The organism is Methanobrevibacter sp. (genome assembly GCF_045116495.1).
In the GTDB taxonomy this organism is placed as follows: domain Archaea; phylum Methanobacteriota; class Methanobacteria; order Methanobacteriales; family Methanobacteriaceae; genus Methanocatella.
The window spans coordinates 1-14,612 of sequence record NZ_JBGULU010000150.1 but is presented as its reverse complement, the minus strand read 5'-3'; the positions used below and the strand labels follow the sequence as shown (position 1 = coordinate 14,612).

Annotated in this window: 14 protein-coding genes; 7 read left to right on the top strand and 7 right to left on the bottom strand. The window is 32.9% G+C overall.

The genetic code is table 11. The features are described 5' to 3' along the window. Nucleotides 1-37: 37 nt before the first annotated feature. On the top strand, nt 38-1,273 hold the full coding sequence (locus ACJMLH_RS08090) for a 4Fe-4S binding protein (RefSeq protein WP_405276531.1): 1,236 nt from the start codon (nt 38-40) through the stop codon (nt 1,271-1,273). 44 nt (nt 1,274-1,317) lie between these two features. Here the strand turns inward: ACJMLH_RS08090 and ACJMLH_RS08085 are convergent, their stop codons facing one another. Further along, nucleotides 1,318-2,574 carry a dihydroorotase gene (locus ACJMLH_RS08085; protein WP_405276529.1) on the bottom strand — a complete coding sequence of 419 codons (1,257 nt, stop codon included), beginning with the start codon at nt 2,572-2,574 and terminating at the stop codon, nt 1,318-1,320. An 89-nt stretch (nt 2,575-2,663) separates the two neighbouring features. Here ACJMLH_RS08085 and ACJMLH_RS08080 point away from each other — a divergent pair, with 89 nt between their 5' ends. Next, the gene (locus ACJMLH_RS08080; protein ID WP_405276527.1) at nt 2,664-3,749 is read left to right on the top strand and encodes a nucleotidyltransferase family protein; all 1,086 of its coding nucleotides are present in this window, start codon (nt 2,664-2,666) and stop codon (nt 3,747-3,749) included. Here ACJMLH_RS08080 and ACJMLH_RS08075 read toward each other — a convergent pair. Both ACJMLH_RS08075 and ACJMLH_RS08070 read right to left on the bottom strand, forming a co-directional pair. Next, nucleotides 3,738-4,751: an ATPase gene (locus ACJMLH_RS08075; protein ID WP_405276525.1), complete on the bottom strand. Its 1,014-nt coding sequence runs from the start codon at nt 4,749-4,751 to the stop codon at nt 3,738-3,740. The genes ACJMLH_RS08080 and ACJMLH_RS08075 overlap by 12 nt on opposite strands. A 70-nt stretch (nt 4,752-4,821) precedes the next feature. Next, nucleotides 4,822-5,055, bottom strand: a complete 234-nt coding sequence (locus ACJMLH_RS08070; protein WP_405276523.1) for a KEOPS complex subunit Pcc1 — start codon at nt 5,053-5,055, stop codon at nt 4,822-4,824. 236 nt (nt 5,056-5,291) lie between these two features. Between ACJMLH_RS08070 and rplJ the strand changes: the two genes are divergently transcribed. From rplJ to mfnA, 3 genes are all read left to right on the top strand, one after another. After that, the gene (gene rplJ, locus ACJMLH_RS08065) at nt 5,292-5,774 is read left to right on the top strand and encodes a 50S ribosomal protein L16 (protein WP_405276521.1); all 483 of its coding nucleotides are present in this window, start codon (nt 5,292-5,294) and stop codon (nt 5,772-5,774) included. A gap of 180 nt (nt 5,775-5,954) precedes the next feature. Beyond that, on the top strand, nt 5,955-8,231 hold the full coding sequence (ppsA, locus tag ACJMLH_RS08060; protein WP_405276519.1) for a phosphoenolpyruvate synthase: 2,277 nt from the start codon (nt 5,955-5,957) through the stop codon (nt 8,229-8,231). A 63-nt stretch (nt 8,232-8,294) separates the two neighbouring features. Continuing rightward, nucleotides 8,295-9,452, top strand: a complete 1,158-nt coding sequence (mfnA, locus tag ACJMLH_RS08055) for a tyrosine decarboxylase MfnA (protein WP_405276516.1) — start codon at nt 8,295-8,297, stop codon at nt 9,450-9,452. Nucleotides 9,453-9,455: 3 nt separating this feature from the next. Here the strand turns inward: mfnA and ACJMLH_RS08050 are convergent, their stop codons facing one another. Genes ACJMLH_RS08050 through ACJMLH_RS08035 form a run of 4 tightly spaced genes read right to left on the bottom strand, consistent with a single transcriptional unit; the run spans nt 9,456 to nt 12,511 of the window. Continuing rightward, nucleotides 9,456-9,830, bottom strand: a complete 375-nt coding sequence (locus tag ACJMLH_RS08050; protein ID WP_405276514.1) for a dihydroneopterin aldolase family protein — start codon at nt 9,828-9,830, stop codon at nt 9,456-9,458. Then, entirely contained in the window at nt 9,830-10,552 is a 723-nt protein-coding gene (locus tag ACJMLH_RS08045) for a class E sortase (RefSeq protein ID WP_405276512.1), read from the bottom strand. The genes ACJMLH_RS08050 and ACJMLH_RS08045 overlap by 1 nt, the downstream gene beginning before the upstream one ends. A 36-nt stretch (nt 10,553-10,588) precedes the next feature. Next, entirely contained in the window at nt 10,589-11,755 is a 1,167-nt protein-coding gene (locus ACJMLH_RS08040) for a DUF515 domain-containing protein (protein WP_405276510.1), read from the bottom strand. Between the two features lie 42 nt (nt 11,756-11,797). Further along, nucleotides 11,798-12,511 (bottom strand): archaetidylserine synthase, encoded by a 714-nt coding sequence (locus tag ACJMLH_RS08035; RefSeq protein WP_405276508.1) that lies wholly within the window; start codon nt 12,509-12,511, stop codon nt 11,798-11,800. A gap of 384 nt (nt 12,512-12,895) precedes the next feature. Here ACJMLH_RS08035 and ACJMLH_RS08030 point away from each other — a divergent pair, with 384 nt between their 5' ends. Next, the gene (locus tag ACJMLH_RS08030) at nt 12,896-13,534 is read left to right on the top strand and encodes a hypothetical protein (protein ID WP_405276506.1); all 639 of its coding nucleotides are present in this window, start codon (nt 12,896-12,898) and stop codon (nt 13,532-13,534) included. A 2-nt stretch (nt 13,535-13,536) separates the two neighbouring features. Then, nucleotides 13,537-14,610 carry a rod shape-determining protein gene (locus ACJMLH_RS08025; RefSeq protein ID WP_405276504.1) on the top strand — a complete coding sequence of 358 codons (1,074 nt, stop codon included), beginning with the start codon at nt 13,537-13,539 and terminating at the stop codon, nt 14,608-14,610. Nucleotides 14,611-14,612 lie beyond the last annotated feature (2 nt).

Here is a 14,612-nt window from a genome sequence, read left to right as displayed (position 1 = left end):
TCATTAAAAAATTCTAAATTTAAGGGGGTTTTTATAAATGATAGTATTTAATGAAGATGGCTGTATAAAATGTGGTGCTTGTGAAGGAACTTGTCCTACATCAGCTATTGAAGTAACACCTAGCTCTATTATTCACTGTGACACTTGTGGTGAAGAACCTAAATGTGCAGACGTTTGTCCACAAGGCGCATTAAAAGTTGAAGATTTCGAAATCGCTGAAGGTATTACTCAAAAAAGATTAGTTTTCAACTCAATTTTATGCGACTCCTGTGGTAAATGTGAAGAAGTTTGCCCACAAGAAACTATTAAAGTCACTGGTGCTAAATTAAAAGAAGTTGAAGGATTCTGTGTAATGTGTCAAAAATGTGTTGACATTTGTCCTGTTGATGTAATTGGAATTCCTGGTGTTAAAGAACCTGCTGAATGTGAGTTAGATCTTAAAGGTAAAGGTCCTGTTTACATCAAAGATTGTGTTGGATGTGGAACTTGTGTAGATCCTTGTCCTGTAAATGCAATCACTCTTGAAGAAGTTGGAAGTCCTGTTACTGTCAATGATGACTGTATCAGATGTGGTTTATGTTCTCAAACCTGTCCTTGGAATGCAATATTCATTGCTGAAAAAGTACCTGTTAAACGTGAAAAAGAAATTACTTCATTCACTTTTGACTCAGCAAAATGTATCGGTTGTAACACTTGTGTAGAAGCATGTCCTGGAGACTTTATTGCTGCTAACAGTGCTAGCTTAACCGTTGCTATTCCTAGTGTCTGTGCTGCATGTGGTTTATGTGTAAAACTTTGTCCTGTTGATGCTTTAGACATTGAAGTAGAATGGGGTGAAGGTGCACCTGTAGACGCAGAAGGTATTGGAAGAGATGTAGAAAAATGTGACTTCATCGGTGCATGTGCTAACAAATGTCCTACTGAAGCTATTCGTGTAGTTACCAAAACTGGTATGTTATGCCCAGCTTTAGAAGAAACTGATTTAGAACCATCTTTCACAAGTTGTATTAGATGTGGTGCTTGTGCTTCAATGTGTTCCAACGATGCATTGAAAGTGGATCAATATGAAATAACTATTGATGGCACTCCTGTTATTAGAGACAGGATTTCATTCAACCCATCTAAATGTGATCAATGTGGTGACTGTATCGAAGCATGTCCTTATGACATGATCCACAAAACAGATAATCCTAAATTACCAATTGCAGGATTCTGTACTTTATGTGGTCAATGTCTTGAAGCATGTCCAGAAGACGCATTATGTTATAAATAGGTGTGTTAACACACCTTTATTTTTTTCTTTTTTTAAAAAATTAGTTATATTTTATTCATTACTGTTTTTCCATTGACTATTGTCATTACAGGCATTCCTGTGTAATTCCAACCGTCAAATGGTGAGTATTCTGCTTTTGTTTTAAATTCTTCAATATTGAATTTGCCCTGTCTTTTCAAATCAATAACTGTAAAATCAGCATCTTTTCCAATAGCTATTTGGCCTTTATTGGTTAATCCATAGGTTTTTGCAGCATTTTCAGCAAATATTTTAGGAATTATTCCAAAATCAATGTTTCCTTTATTAACTTCTGTTAAAAGCAATGGAACCACTGTTTCTAAATTAGGAATTCCAGGTGATGAATTCCAAACTCCTTTTGATTTGTCTTCTAAGGTATGTGGTGCATGGTCTGTTCCAATTATTGATGTGGAATCCAAATCGTTAATGTTAATGCTGTCCTGTTTTTCTCTTAAAGGAGGGTTAGTTTTTATAAATGTTCCATATATATCGTAAGCGGAATTGTCCATTAATAGATGATGAGGTGTAAATTCCCAGCTTACAGGTTGTGTTTTACTTGCATTTTTTGCCAACTCTAATGATTTGCGGGAACTCAAATGGCATATATGAAGTCTTAAATTATTTTTGTCAGCTAGTTCAATGGCCTGTTTTACAGATTCGTCTTCTGATCTTGCAGGTCTTGCATAACTATAGTCGATTGGGGCATTTTCATCTTTCTGTTTTAATTTATTAGTTTCTGATTCGACAATTGATTTTTTCTCACAATGAACTGCAACAAGACCCTTATAATTTGAAGTATTTTTCAGTTCCCCCAGATTGGAAAATATTTCCTCCAAACTTTCGTCGGTTTCCAAATCCATGAATATTTTAAATGCAATCGGATTTAGTTCAACCATCTTTTCCATTTCTTCAAGGGTATTGTGCCCTGCCTGAAGTTCAAAATTAACAACGGATTTGTCTTCTGCGATTTTTATTTTTTCTTTAAGTGCTTTGCAGGTGTTTGTTTTTGGAAGAGTATTTGGCATGTCAATAACTGTTGTGAAGCCTCCATTTGCAGCTGCCATGCTTCCTGTTTTAAAATCTTCTTTTTGTGTTAGTCCAGGGTCCCTGAAATGGATGTGGGGGTCTATAAAACCGGGTAAAACGTAATTGTTTTTTATATCAATTATTTCATCGCCCTCTAGAGGTGTTTTTGAAATATTTGCTATTTTTCCATCTTCAATTTTAATGTTGAATTCTCCAGTTTCATCTACAAGTTTGCAATTTTTTAAAACTAAATCCATTGTTTATCCCCATTCAATTAATTCATTATTTATTATTTTATATTTTTAAAACATAAATTTTTTTTAATTTAAGAGTTATATTTATTTTTATGTCTCAAGTTTCAAACATTCTCATGCATGACATGGAATTATTTTTCAATGATTTGAATGAAGATTATAAATTTTCAGACACTGTTCCAGATATTAATTTGATAGCTGATTTCACTGAGTATAATCCTTTACATAACGGTCATTTTCATTGCATGAAAACTGCAAAACACATGTTTCCTAAGTCATTATTTGTAGCTATTGTGCCGGGCTTATTTGAGCGAAGCGGTAGAGGTATACCATATATATTACCAAGACAAATTAGGGCAGAAATTGCAATTTCTGTTGGTGCAGATATTGTAGTTGAAGGACCACCTATGGGAATTATGGGTTCTGGCCAATATTCACTGTGTCTTTGCAAAATGTTTAAAGCCTTAAACACTGATTTTATTCCAAGGGGATACAAACCTGTTGAGGGAATTGATGAGATTTTAAAAAGAATTAATATGGGGCATCACATTGCTCCAAAACCATATAAGATTGTTGATAAAACAACTAATGAAATAATTTTACGGGGAAAACTTGAGGAAGACAATTATGTAATAACCTCATTTTCAAACTCCTTAAGTAAAATAGGTTTCGATTATAATGACAAGTTTATTTTTGTGGAGCGTATTGAAGGAGTGAGCGGTACTCTTATCCGTGAAAGCATATTGAATGATAATTTTGATGATGTAGTTGACATGATGCCTCCAAAAACAATTGAAGTGTTAAAGCGCGAAATAAAAAACGATGCAATAATTTATGGAATTAGGGACATTGAAAAGATTTTAGATACTGCAAATAACTATAGTTTTGAAGATTTGTCTGCTCTTAACTTATTCAATGATAAGTTAGCCCGGAATATTGTAGATAACCGGCCGTTTGATAATATTGACGAGCTACAAAATGCAATTCTTCAGGGATTTTCATCTCATTTTCGACAAAGGGTATTAAGCATTTTAGAAAATCCTATTCCTAAAAAAGTAATTTCTAATTATATCGACAGATATCCTTCTGTAATTAGAGTTTTAGGATATAAAAATGATGATTGTTTGGAAAAATTTAAAAAAAAGGTAAATAATGAAAATATTTCATTATTTAGATAGAATAGCGTTGATTACATTTTGTGGGTTTTTAAGCCCATATAATGCATCCATAAATGTTGGGTAACTTGCTTGTAATAGGAACAAGTATACAATGTAGTAGATTACAAGTAAAATCACAAGAATCAATATTATTGTTAATAGGATATCAACAACGCCCATTGACTCTTTTTCTTCTTGGTAATTTAAATTATGGATTCCGCCTTCAGCTCTGTCTTTAAGACTGCCTTGTTCATTAGCGATTTCAGCCCTGATTCTTGCTTCCATTTCTTCAGGAGTTTCAGGTCTTGAAGTTGGTTTTTTAGGAACTTCCACTTCAGGGGTTTCTTTAGGTTTAGGCACATATTCTTTTTTAGTTAATGAACCATATTTCTCTTCGTCTTTTGCTAATTGTTCACCTAAAGGAACTTCATTTTCTTCAAAATACAAATCATCTAAATATTTTTCATATTTATCTTCGAGATCTTGTCTTGCACTTGTTTTTGGTGGTTCATATTCATGATCAGGATAAATATATTCAGGCTCTTCAGCAACTGGTTGTTGCAAAATTTCTTGAGGAATGGTTTCAGTTTCGTTAGGTGTAATTTCTTGTGGTTGTTCTTGATAAATGCTTTCTCCTTTATCCAAATAAGAAGATTCTAATCCTCCGCTGTATTCAATGGTGTCTTTTATGTTATATGGAGAATCATCGCTAATAACTTTATGTTCTTGAACAGGTTCCTCTTGAGCATAAGGTATTTCGTATTCTGCCTGTGGCTGGTAGATGTTTTCTTCTATTGGTTGTCCAGCGGCAACAGGTTCTTCTACTGGTTGTTCAACAGCGACTGGTTCTTCTTCGATTTTTTCAGGAGTTGAATTATCTAAGCTAAGGCCTACAATTTTTTCTAAACATTCTTTACAGTAAATTTTGCCCGCAATTTCTAAACCACATTCTTTACATATTGATTTTCCGCATATTGCACAAACATCTGTGCCTTCTCTTTCAGGATGATAATGACATTGCATAAATTACACTCTCTAACGAATAAATTTTATTAAATGTATATATTTATTTTTTTTATTTATATAAAACTTTTTATAAATCACTTGTTTTGTTGATAATCTTTTCACTAACAATCTCTGATGCAATTAAATCATCGATTGTTGCAAGGAAACTGCCTAAACTTTCACTATTTATCTCATAATTGATAGTTTCATTGTTTAGATGTCCTTTAACATAATTTTCATTATCAACTTCCAATGAATTAAATATTAATGAAGCAGATTCATCAGTTTTATATTTTAATGTTAATGATCCATTTATTTTCATTTTTTCACGTTTTTTTATTGATTATGATAAACATATTTTTGTTTTCTAAATTAATATTATCTATCCTAATATTTGAAAATATGGTAACCTTTATTAATGACTTAATTAATATATTTAAGTATTCTATATATTACGATATATGATTTTTTATATAGCTATTATGGAATCCAATATTATATAGCTATTTTTCAATTAAACATGTTTATTCATGTTATTTTTATTTCGGAGGAATAATAATGGTTCGTGCTTATACAAGAAGAGATTACATTAGAAAAACCCCAAACTCAAGAATTGTACAATATGATATGGGTAATTTAAGAGATGAATTCCCTGTTTCATTAAGTTTAGCTGTTAAAAAACCTGCTCAAATTAGACACAACTCTTTAGAAGCTGCAAGGATTGCTTCTAACAGATTAATGCAAAGAGCAGCTGGTAGAATGGGATACCACTTAAAATTAAGAGTATATCCTCACCAAATCGTAAGAGAAAACCCAATGGCAACCGGTGCAGGTGCGGATAGGGTACAAAGTGGTATGAGAAACGCTTTCGGTAAACCAATCAGTGTTGAAGCTATTGTTAAAAAAGATCAAAGAATCATCACTATTGATTGTAACGAAAAGAACTTTGAACAAGCTAAAGTTGCATTAAAAAGAGCAGGTATGAAATTACCAGTTCCATGCAAAATAGTTGTTGACAAAGGCGCAGATTTAGTTAAATAAATTTTTAATTAAGTCTTTTTTACTCTTTTTTTTATTTTAATTTTTATTTTTAGCATTTTTTCGATTTTTATAATTAAATATTTAAAGTTTGAAATTAATATTATTAAATATATTATTGGTAATGTTTTTTGTTTGACTATTGTCAATTGAATATATTTTTATGCCAAGAGGTTATATTTTATGTATGTTGTAAAATTTGAGGATTTAAATAAATCTGATATCGGAATTGCAGGTGGTAAAGGCGCTAATTTGGGTGAATTAACCCAAGCAGGCATTCCAGTACCACCAGGTTTTGTAGTAACTGCAGAAACTTATCAAAAGTTCATGGAAGATGCTGGAATCAACGATAAAGTAATGGAAATTCTTGATAAAATTGACATTAACGATACCAAAGCTCTTCAAGCTGCTTCTGAAGAAATTAAATCTATTATTAATAGTGCTCCAATCCCTGAAGACATGATTTTATTCATTACTGAGGCTTATAATCAGTTATGTCAAAGAGTTGGAGAAGATGATACTGATGTTGCTATTAGATCTTCAGCTACTGCAGAAGACTTGCCTGAAGCTTCTTTTGCCGGTCAGCAAGATACTTTTTTACATGTTTCTGGGAATGATGAAGTAATTGAATATATCAGGAAATGTTGGGCATCATTATTTGAAGCTAGGGCTATTTTCTACAGGGAAGAAAATGATTTTGAACATTCAAAAGTATATATTGCTGTTGTAGTTCAAAAAATGGCTAATGCTGATAAAGCTGGTGTAATGTTTACTGTAAACCCATCAACAGGTGAAGAAATTGCTTTAATTGAAGGATCTTGGGGTCTTGGAGAAGCTGTTGTATCTGGTGATGTAACTCCTGATAACTATCAAGTTGATAAGAAAAATAATGAAATTATCAATGTAACAATTAGTGACAAAAAAGTAATGTACACTAATGATGAAAATGGAACCAGTATCAAAGTGGATGTTCCTGAAGACAAAAGAAATGAAAGGGTTTTATCTGATGCAGAACTCATTGAATTAACCGAAATGGGTAAAAGAGTCCAATCTCATTATGGTGAACCAATGGATACTGAATGGGCTTTTGAAAACGGCATGTTATTCCTGTTACAAGCAAGACCAATCACTACTTTAGGTGATGTTGAAGAGCAAAAAGATGATGAGTCTGCTGATGTGGGCGATGTTCTTGTAAGAGGTCTTGGAGCAAGTCCGGGTATGGCATCCGGTAAAGTCAAAATTGTTTTAGACATTGATGAGTTAGATAAAATCTTGGAAGGAGACATTATGGTTACAACCATGACTACTCCGGATATGGTTCCTGCTATGAGAAGAGCAAGCGGTATTGTCACTGATGAAGGTGGTGTAACCTGTCATGCATCCATTATTTCCCGTGAACTTGGAATTCCATGTGTTGTAGGAACTGGAAATGCTACCACAACATTAAAAGAAAATGTTGGCGTTACTTTGGATGGTAAAAAAGGTTTAGTATTTGAAGGAATTTCTGAAACTAAATCCGAAGAGGCAGCTCCTGTAGTTGGAGCAGCAGCCGCACCAATCATTACTGTAACTGAAGTAAAAGCTAATGTAAGTATGCCTGAAGCAGCAGAAAAAGCAGCAGCTACTGGTGCTGATGGTGTCGGACTTTTAAGAACTGAACATTTAATGTTAACATCTGGTATCCACCCAGGTAAATTCATTGCTGATGGAAATGAAGATGAATTAATCGACACAATCGCAGATAATGTTATGATTGTAGCTGATGCATTCTATCCAAGACCTGTATGGTACAGAACTTTAGATGCACCAACCGATGAATTCATTACATTAGAAGGTGGAGAAAACGAACCTAGAGAACATAATCCAATGCTCGGTTGGAGAGGTATCAGAAGAGAGCTAGACCAGCCTGAAATCCTTAAATGCGAATTCAAAGCTATTAAAAAGTTACATGAAAAAGGATACACAAACATTGGTATTATGATACCATTATCCCAAAGCCCTGAAGAACTTAAACAGGCTAAGGCACTTTGTTCCGAAGTCGGTTTCGAACCTCACAAAGATGTTGAATTTGGTATGATGGTTGAAATTCCAGCAGCAGCAATCATGATTGATGAGTATATTAAAGTTGGAATTGACTTCGTAAGTTTAGGAACTAACGATTTGACTCAATACACTCTTGCTGTTGACAGAAACAATGAGTTTGTAGCAAAACACTACTCTGAAGAACACCCTGCAGTAATGAAATTAATTGAAAGAACAATTAGAAAATGTGCTGAAGCAGGTGTCAAATGTAGTATTTGCGGTCAAGCAGGTAGTGTACCTCACATTGTTGAAAAACTCGTCGAATTTGGAATTACTAGTGTATCTTCAAATACTGACGCTATTGCTGATGTGAGAAAGACTGTTGCACGTGCTGAACAAAAAATTATTCTCGACGCTGCTCGTAAACGTCTAGAATAATATTTTTATTTCTTTTTTTTTTATTTTATTTTTATTTTAATTATTATTTAGTTAGGGTATTTTATGCAAGATAAACCAATAGATAAGGAAGATATTTTAAAGGAATTGGCCGAAATTCATGAATTGGATTATGATTATGCTGACGGCCGAATTTTAGGATCAATGTGTACTGAAGCTCACCCATTTGCAAAAGAAGTTTACTGTAAATTTCTTGATACAAATTTGGGCGATCCGGGTCTTTTTAAAGGAACAAAATTCATTGAAAATGAAGTAGTTAAATCTATTGGTGAGTTATTATCTTTGGATGAGGCATATGGTAATATTGTAACTGGAGGTACTGAAGCCAATATTATGGCTATTCGTGCTGCTAGAAATCATGCAAGAAAATACAAGGGCATTGTAGATGGAGAAATAATTATTCCGGAATCTGCACATTTTTCTTTTAAAAAAGCAGCTGATATGCTAAACTTAAAAATAGTTGAAGCCGCATTGGATGAAAACTATAAAATCGATGTTGATTCTTTAAAAAATGTTATTTCCGATAAGACTGTAGCTATTGTGGCCATTGCGGGCACAACTGAGCTGGGATTAATTGACCCGATAGAAGAAATTTCCAAAATTGCTCATGAAAATAATATTTATTTCCATGTTGATGCAGCATTTGGTGGATTTTCAATTCCATTTCTAAAGGAACTGGGGTATGATTTGCCGGTTTTTGATTTTTCACTGCCGGGGGTCTGTTCAATAACTGTTGATCCTCATAAAATGGGGCTTGCTCCAATTCCTGCGGGAGGAATTATTTTTAGAAAAGAAGAATACCTTGAAGTCATGGCTGTCGATTCACCATATCTTACTGTTAAAACCCAATCAACAATTGTTGGGACTCGTTTAGGGGCTTCCTCAGCAGCTACTTATGCAATCATGAAATACTTTGGCAGACAAGGTTACTGCAAACTTGCAGCTCAGTTAATGGAAAATACTCAATTTTTCAATGAGGGACTTAAAGAAATAGGTTATGAGGTTATTTGCGAACCTGAATTGAATATTGTTGCTTTTAACCATCCTAATATGGATACGGATGTTTTAGCTGAAAAATTAGAAGATTTGGATTGGAAAGTTTCTGTAGCTAAGTGTCCTAGGGCAATTAGAGTAGTTTTAATGAATCATATTAAAAAAGAGCATTTAAAAAAATTATTAGAAGATTTAAAAGAAATATATTAGCTTTTAATCTTCTTCAATGTTTTCAACATACATTAACGGATAATTAAGTTCTTCAATAAACTCAATTCTTATTGTTGCAAGGACATTTTCTACTTTTGTGTATATTTTAACGTCTAACATGTCGCCAGTAAGGGAAGTGTATTCAAATTCGGTCATTGACTCTTCAAGTTTGTCAAATCTGATATTGACTTTAACATCTTCGATTGCAGGTTGCAACCTTAAAGATTCTTCCATACATGTTTCCAAGCTATTTTTTGTATTTTTATTTACAGGGGTTCCAACAAATTGGTGGAATAATGCCCCCATACTTATAGCTCCTTCAAATATAGCTCTTTCTCTTGTAGTTATATTTGAAAAGTATTTTTTATCAACATCCATCATAGTCCTCCATTTAAAAAGTTTATCTTGTCATATATGATTTCAGAAGGCATAGGATTTATGCAACAGTAGAACAGTATTGCAGATATGATTAATACTGTTGCAAGAATATAAATTCTTTGGTCTTTTGGATAGAAAAAACTAAGGCCTAATCCTAATAATAAAAATACTCCGCTAATTATCCAAGCATTAGATTCTTGAGGATTATCTTTAAGGATTTCATTATTTATTGGATCGTTAGCACTTAATTCTCCTTGAATAATCAATCTATTTTCAGTAGATCCGATTGGATCACAGGTGATTAGATATACTGAATTTCCACCTTCGTTTGCATTGAGCTGATATGTTGCAGGAACGACTGTTTGATTTACAACAGTATATGTTACTTCTCCAATTCCTGGCCATTCCAGTATCAATTTATCTCCTTTTGACAACTCATTGAGCCTTAAAAATGGTGAACCCTGAAGGGTCCTATGTCCAAATAATAACACGTCTCCTTCCGTAGGTTTATATGAACTAGGTTCATGCAATACTCCTAAATCCAAGGTTTCATTGTTGATTTTTTCATTAACTCCGATTGAAGGTATTAGAATAGTCGGAGATTCGATATTTCTTTCTACAGCAACCTTAGTGGAGAAATAATTTACCTCTCCCATTGCATATAATCCCACTATAAGTAAACATATAATAACAATTATTGTTGTAATAGTTGGTTTGTTCATACTACCATTTTTGTATTATTCCATATAATAATTTTTTTAATTGTCGTATGTTTTACTAATTTCATTAACCATCCATGTTGGTGCATGGGATGTTGGAATTGTCAGTACAATGTCTTCCATGTTATTGATAATAAAATTCACCTTATCTTGAGGAGCTTCAATTAAAAGCATGTATTGGGCATCCAAGTCACCTAAATTGATTTGCCGTTCGTAATTGGACAGCTTAACTCCATAATTCTTAAGCAATTTTATCGTTTCTTTTTCATTGTATCCTTTTATGATTGATCCTTTAAGAAGTTCCAGCACGTCTGATGAAAATGCTTTCGTATTTTCTTTAGGATTGGTGTTATTTCCTTTGACATGGACTGTTGATTTTGAGTATTCGGAGTCAATTTCACCATTCTCCTCATATCTCATTATTGACAGTACTGTACATCCGCTCACGTCGGGACTGGTATTGTTATCAACAGTGCCGTCATCAGTATAATTTGAGTTTAAATAGATGTCAACTACGCTTCCAACATTTATCAGTCCTGCTCCCGCCTGTAATCTTGAAATTAGCACAGGGACTGAAACTGTATTCGGTTTTTCGAATTTTATTTTTGATAGAATGGTTGCATCATTTTCGCTGACGATTTGCATTGCTTCCTGGCTATTCATTAACACGTTTTTGCTTTCATTGGAATAGACAGCCATTGTTCTGTTAAATTTATCCTGATTGGTTTGAATCGATTTTTTATGAAATGACTTCCAATCTTTGGTGGCAGGAGCCATTAGGTTGATGCTTTCCAGTTCTCCGACACTTCTTGCATTATTAATTTTATTTTCTAATAATAATTCATTGGGTGATGTTACCAGTGGGCCGGAATACAAATCGTGAAGTTCATTTAGTTTTTCAGTTCTCACAAGAGACAATTCCGCTTGCTGGGGTTGGTATACTAAAAAGTAGTATGATGAAATAATTAATGTAAATAAGATTAAAGCTGTTATTATTATCCCAATCTTCTTTTTTTGTTCATCCTCGGTCATGTTTATTGTCTTAGGGCTTAAATAAACTCCAATTTTATGATTTAATCTTTTTAAAATACTTAATTCATCTTTTTTCGCCGGTTTTGGTAGTGTTTCTTCCTTAAATTGCTCTTTGATGTTTTTTGTTTCCCCAAAACCTTTAGGGAACAACGGATCTCGTGGTTCTTTGGTCATGTTTCTACTCCTAATGTTCAATTAAAAGTAGATGGAATTAATTTAATTGGTGTGGTGTGTGTAGTGTTTAATTAAATTAATTATAAGGTAGTATAAGCAGAATAATAACAATAATAATGCCGGTATGTTAACAGATAGTAGGACTATTTTGAACGGTAAAATTAATAAAAATATCAATATTACTGATATGGCTAATATTGGGACATTATCGAATTTTGGATATATTATTGTACTTACCATAATTAATGAGACTATAATACTTAATATTAGAGCGATATAGATGTTGTATAATCCGCTTAGATAATATGTAGCTAATATAAATGCTATTCCAGGTATTGGAAATCCAATAAAATCTTTGGTTTTAATTAAATCAGCAATCACATTATATCTTGTTAATCTCAAAACTCCACAAATGACGATAAGTAAACTAACTAGTATTACGATTGGTTCTATGGCAGTTGTTGTGGTGTTAATGGTGGCGTATACAAATATTGCTGGCGCCAAACCAAATGAAATTGCATCGGATAGGGAATCGATGTTTTTTCCAAATCCTAATGTGTCCTGTCTATTGGTTTTTCTTGCTACCCAACCATCTACTGAGTCAAACATAATTGCAAATATCATAAGCAAAGCCGCTAACTCAAACTTGCTGTTCAGGGAACAGATTACAGATAAAAATCCGCAGCTCATGTTTAATAATGATATTACATCAGATGTCGCTATGAATTTTTTAATGTTTGTATCTTCAATTCTCATGTTTAACTCCAGTAATACTTTTTAGCTCATATGTTATTAACTTTTTCTTGGATTTCGTCTTATATTTATTAATATTTGTTATTAATTACTTATAAGTGTTATTTTTATTTCAGTTTAATATTATTTTTATATTTCTTTAATTTAATTGTTATATGCTTATTTTTTTCAATAATTTCGAGTAATCATTTAGTTTAGTTAAAAAAATTGATGTTTATTAATTAATTTTCAAAAATTGACCTTAAACGATAAAATATATATAATAATATTGGTAATAAATATTAATTGTTGGACTTTAAATAAATATCAATTTTATTGGAAATTTTTTATATATTCCGGTTATTTATTTTTAGTCATAGATTGAATATTGATGTTGCGAGTAGTTAAATGATTGTAGATAATATACGTGTTCTTAGGCAAGCTGCAAAGGTCACATCAGACAGTAACTATAAAATAGATAAAAGCTGGTGTGTCATTGCAGGTAATGTTGATTTGGTTGATGAAATGGCTTATAAAGCCATATTGTCTACGGCCAATGTCAAAATATTGTTCAGGGAACATGTAGTATTGAAAGATGGTAAATTGGATAAGAAGTTTGATTTCATCATGATTTATGGCAATTCCATAATAATCAATGATTTTAAAAGACAGACAAAAAATCTTGGTGGAGCTTATGTTCATATACCTCGTAAATATTTATCTGACGAATCAAATTTGATGGTGCTTGTTGCACCTGATGATGTGATGAAATATGCTGCATCCACATTTGAAAAATCAAAAATACCATTTAAGATTCTTCAGGAATCTCAAACTACTGGATTCATTGATGTTGATATAAATAATGAAGTTAGATTACCAAATTTCATCAAAAATGCTTTGAAACCTTTCTATAATGCTAATGAAGTTGTTTTAACAGCTTTAGTAGTTTCTGTTGAAAAGGACGAGCATGTTGGGAAATTTCAGAGCATAGCTACATCTAATAGGATATTCGTTATAGATTTTAAAGATATTGTAACGGAGGAATAACCATGAATATTTTTGGAAAAGATGAGGAAGAACCACAAGTTGACAATGTCAGAGTCATTAGTAACAGTTTAGGAATCGATTTAGGAACTTTAAACACAGTAATAGCAAAGCCATCTGGTGATAAATTTGACTTATATCAAATCCCATCAGTAGTTGCAGTTAAAAAAGACGATCCGTCTGAAGTTTTAGCTGTAGGTGAAGAAGCTAAAAGAATGCTTGGAAGAACTCCATCAGATATCCTTGCTGTAAGGCCTTTGAAAAAAGGTGTAATTGAAAATGTTGTACAAGCACAAGCATTACTCATTAAAGCAATGCAAATTGGTATTAATGAGGGTGAAAGTGTAGGAAGAATTGTTATTGGTATTCCTGGGGATGCCTCTGAAGTAGAAAAAAATGCGGCTGAAGAAATTGGTAGAAAAGCCGGTGCTCAAAATATATTGGTTATTAGTGAAGGTTTGGCTGCTGCTATTGGAGCAGGATTGCCTATTGCAGAACCAAATGGTACTATGGTTGTAGATATTGGTGCCGGATCAACAGATATTGTAATTATCTCTCTTGGAGGTATTAATGATATTGAAACTGTTAGATGTGGTGGAGACGACATTGATAATAAAATCGTTGAACTCGTTGCTGAAAAATATAATGTAGCTATTGGTATTCATGATGCAGAATCTGCAAAAATAGAAGTGGGTATGGTTCATTGCAGTGAACAAATTGAAAACTTGAGTGTTGAAGTTATTGGTAAATCTTTAGAAACAAATAGGCCTAAAAAGGTTGTCATTGATTCTATGTTGGTTGCTGATGCTGTTGAACCATATATGCAACAAATTGCCGGTGGTCTAAATGTCATATTAGAAAGATTATCCCCTGAATTAATGATGGGTGTTTACAATAATGCTGTGGCTGTTGGTGGAAGTTCAAGACTCCGCGGTATTAAAGAAAGAATTTTTGATGAAATTGGAATTCCTATTGAAATTTCAGACGATCCGATGACTGTTGTTGCAAAAGGTACTGCTATTGTTGCTGCAGAACCACTTGCATTAGAACCTGAAGTCCGTCTTAGGGCTATGAAATAAAT

Bases quoted from the DNA above. Each gene is read 5' to 3' on its own strand.
- ACJMLH_RS08090 (WP_405276531.1), top strand. From the start codon at position 38: ATGATAGTATTTAATGAAGATGGCTGTATAAAATGTGGTGCTTGTGAA.
- ACJMLH_RS08085 (WP_405276529.1), bottom strand. From the start codon at position 2,574: ATGGATTTAGTTTTAAAAAATTGCAAACTTGTAGATGAAACTGGAGAA.
- ACJMLH_RS08080 (WP_405276527.1), top strand. From the start codon at position 2,664: ATGTCTCAAGTTTCAAACATTCTCATGCATGACATGGAATTATTTTTC.
- ACJMLH_RS08075 (WP_405276525.1), bottom strand. From the start codon at position 4,751: ATGCAATGTCATTATCATCCTGAAAGAGAAGGCACAGATGTTTGTGCA.
- ACJMLH_RS08070 (WP_405276523.1), bottom strand. From the start codon at position 5,055: ATGAAAATAAATGGATCATTAACATTAAAATATAAAACTGATGAATCT.
- rplJ (WP_405276521.1), top strand. From the start codon at position 5,292: ATGGTTCGTGCTTATACAAGAAGAGATTACATTAGAAAAACCCCAAAC.
- ppsA (WP_405276519.1), top strand. From the start codon at position 5,955: ATGTATGTTGTAAAATTTGAGGATTTAAATAAATCTGATATCGGAATT.
- mfnA (WP_405276516.1), top strand. From the start codon at position 8,295: ATGCAAGATAAACCAATAGATAAGGAAGATATTTTAAAGGAATTGGCC.
- ACJMLH_RS08050 (WP_405276514.1), bottom strand. From the start codon at position 9,830: ATGGATGTTGATAAAAAATACTTTTCAAATATAACTACAAGAGAAAGA.
- ACJMLH_RS08045 (WP_405276512.1), bottom strand. From the start codon at position 10,552: ATGAACAAACCAACTATTACAACAATAATTGTTATTATATGTTTACTT.
- ACJMLH_RS08040 (WP_405276510.1), bottom strand. From the start codon at position 11,755: ATGACCAAAGAACCACGAGATCCGTTGTTCCCTAAAGGTTTTGGGGAA.
- ACJMLH_RS08035 (WP_405276508.1), bottom strand. From the start codon at position 12,511: ATGAGAATTGAAGATACAAACATTAAAAAATTCATAGCGACATCTGAT.
- ACJMLH_RS08030 (WP_405276506.1), top strand. From the start codon at position 12,896: ATGATTGTAGATAATATACGTGTTCTTAGGCAAGCTGCAAAGGTCACA.
- ACJMLH_RS08025 (WP_405276504.1), top strand. From the start codon at position 13,537: ATGAATATTTTTGGAAAAGATGAGGAAGAACCACAAGTTGACAATGTC.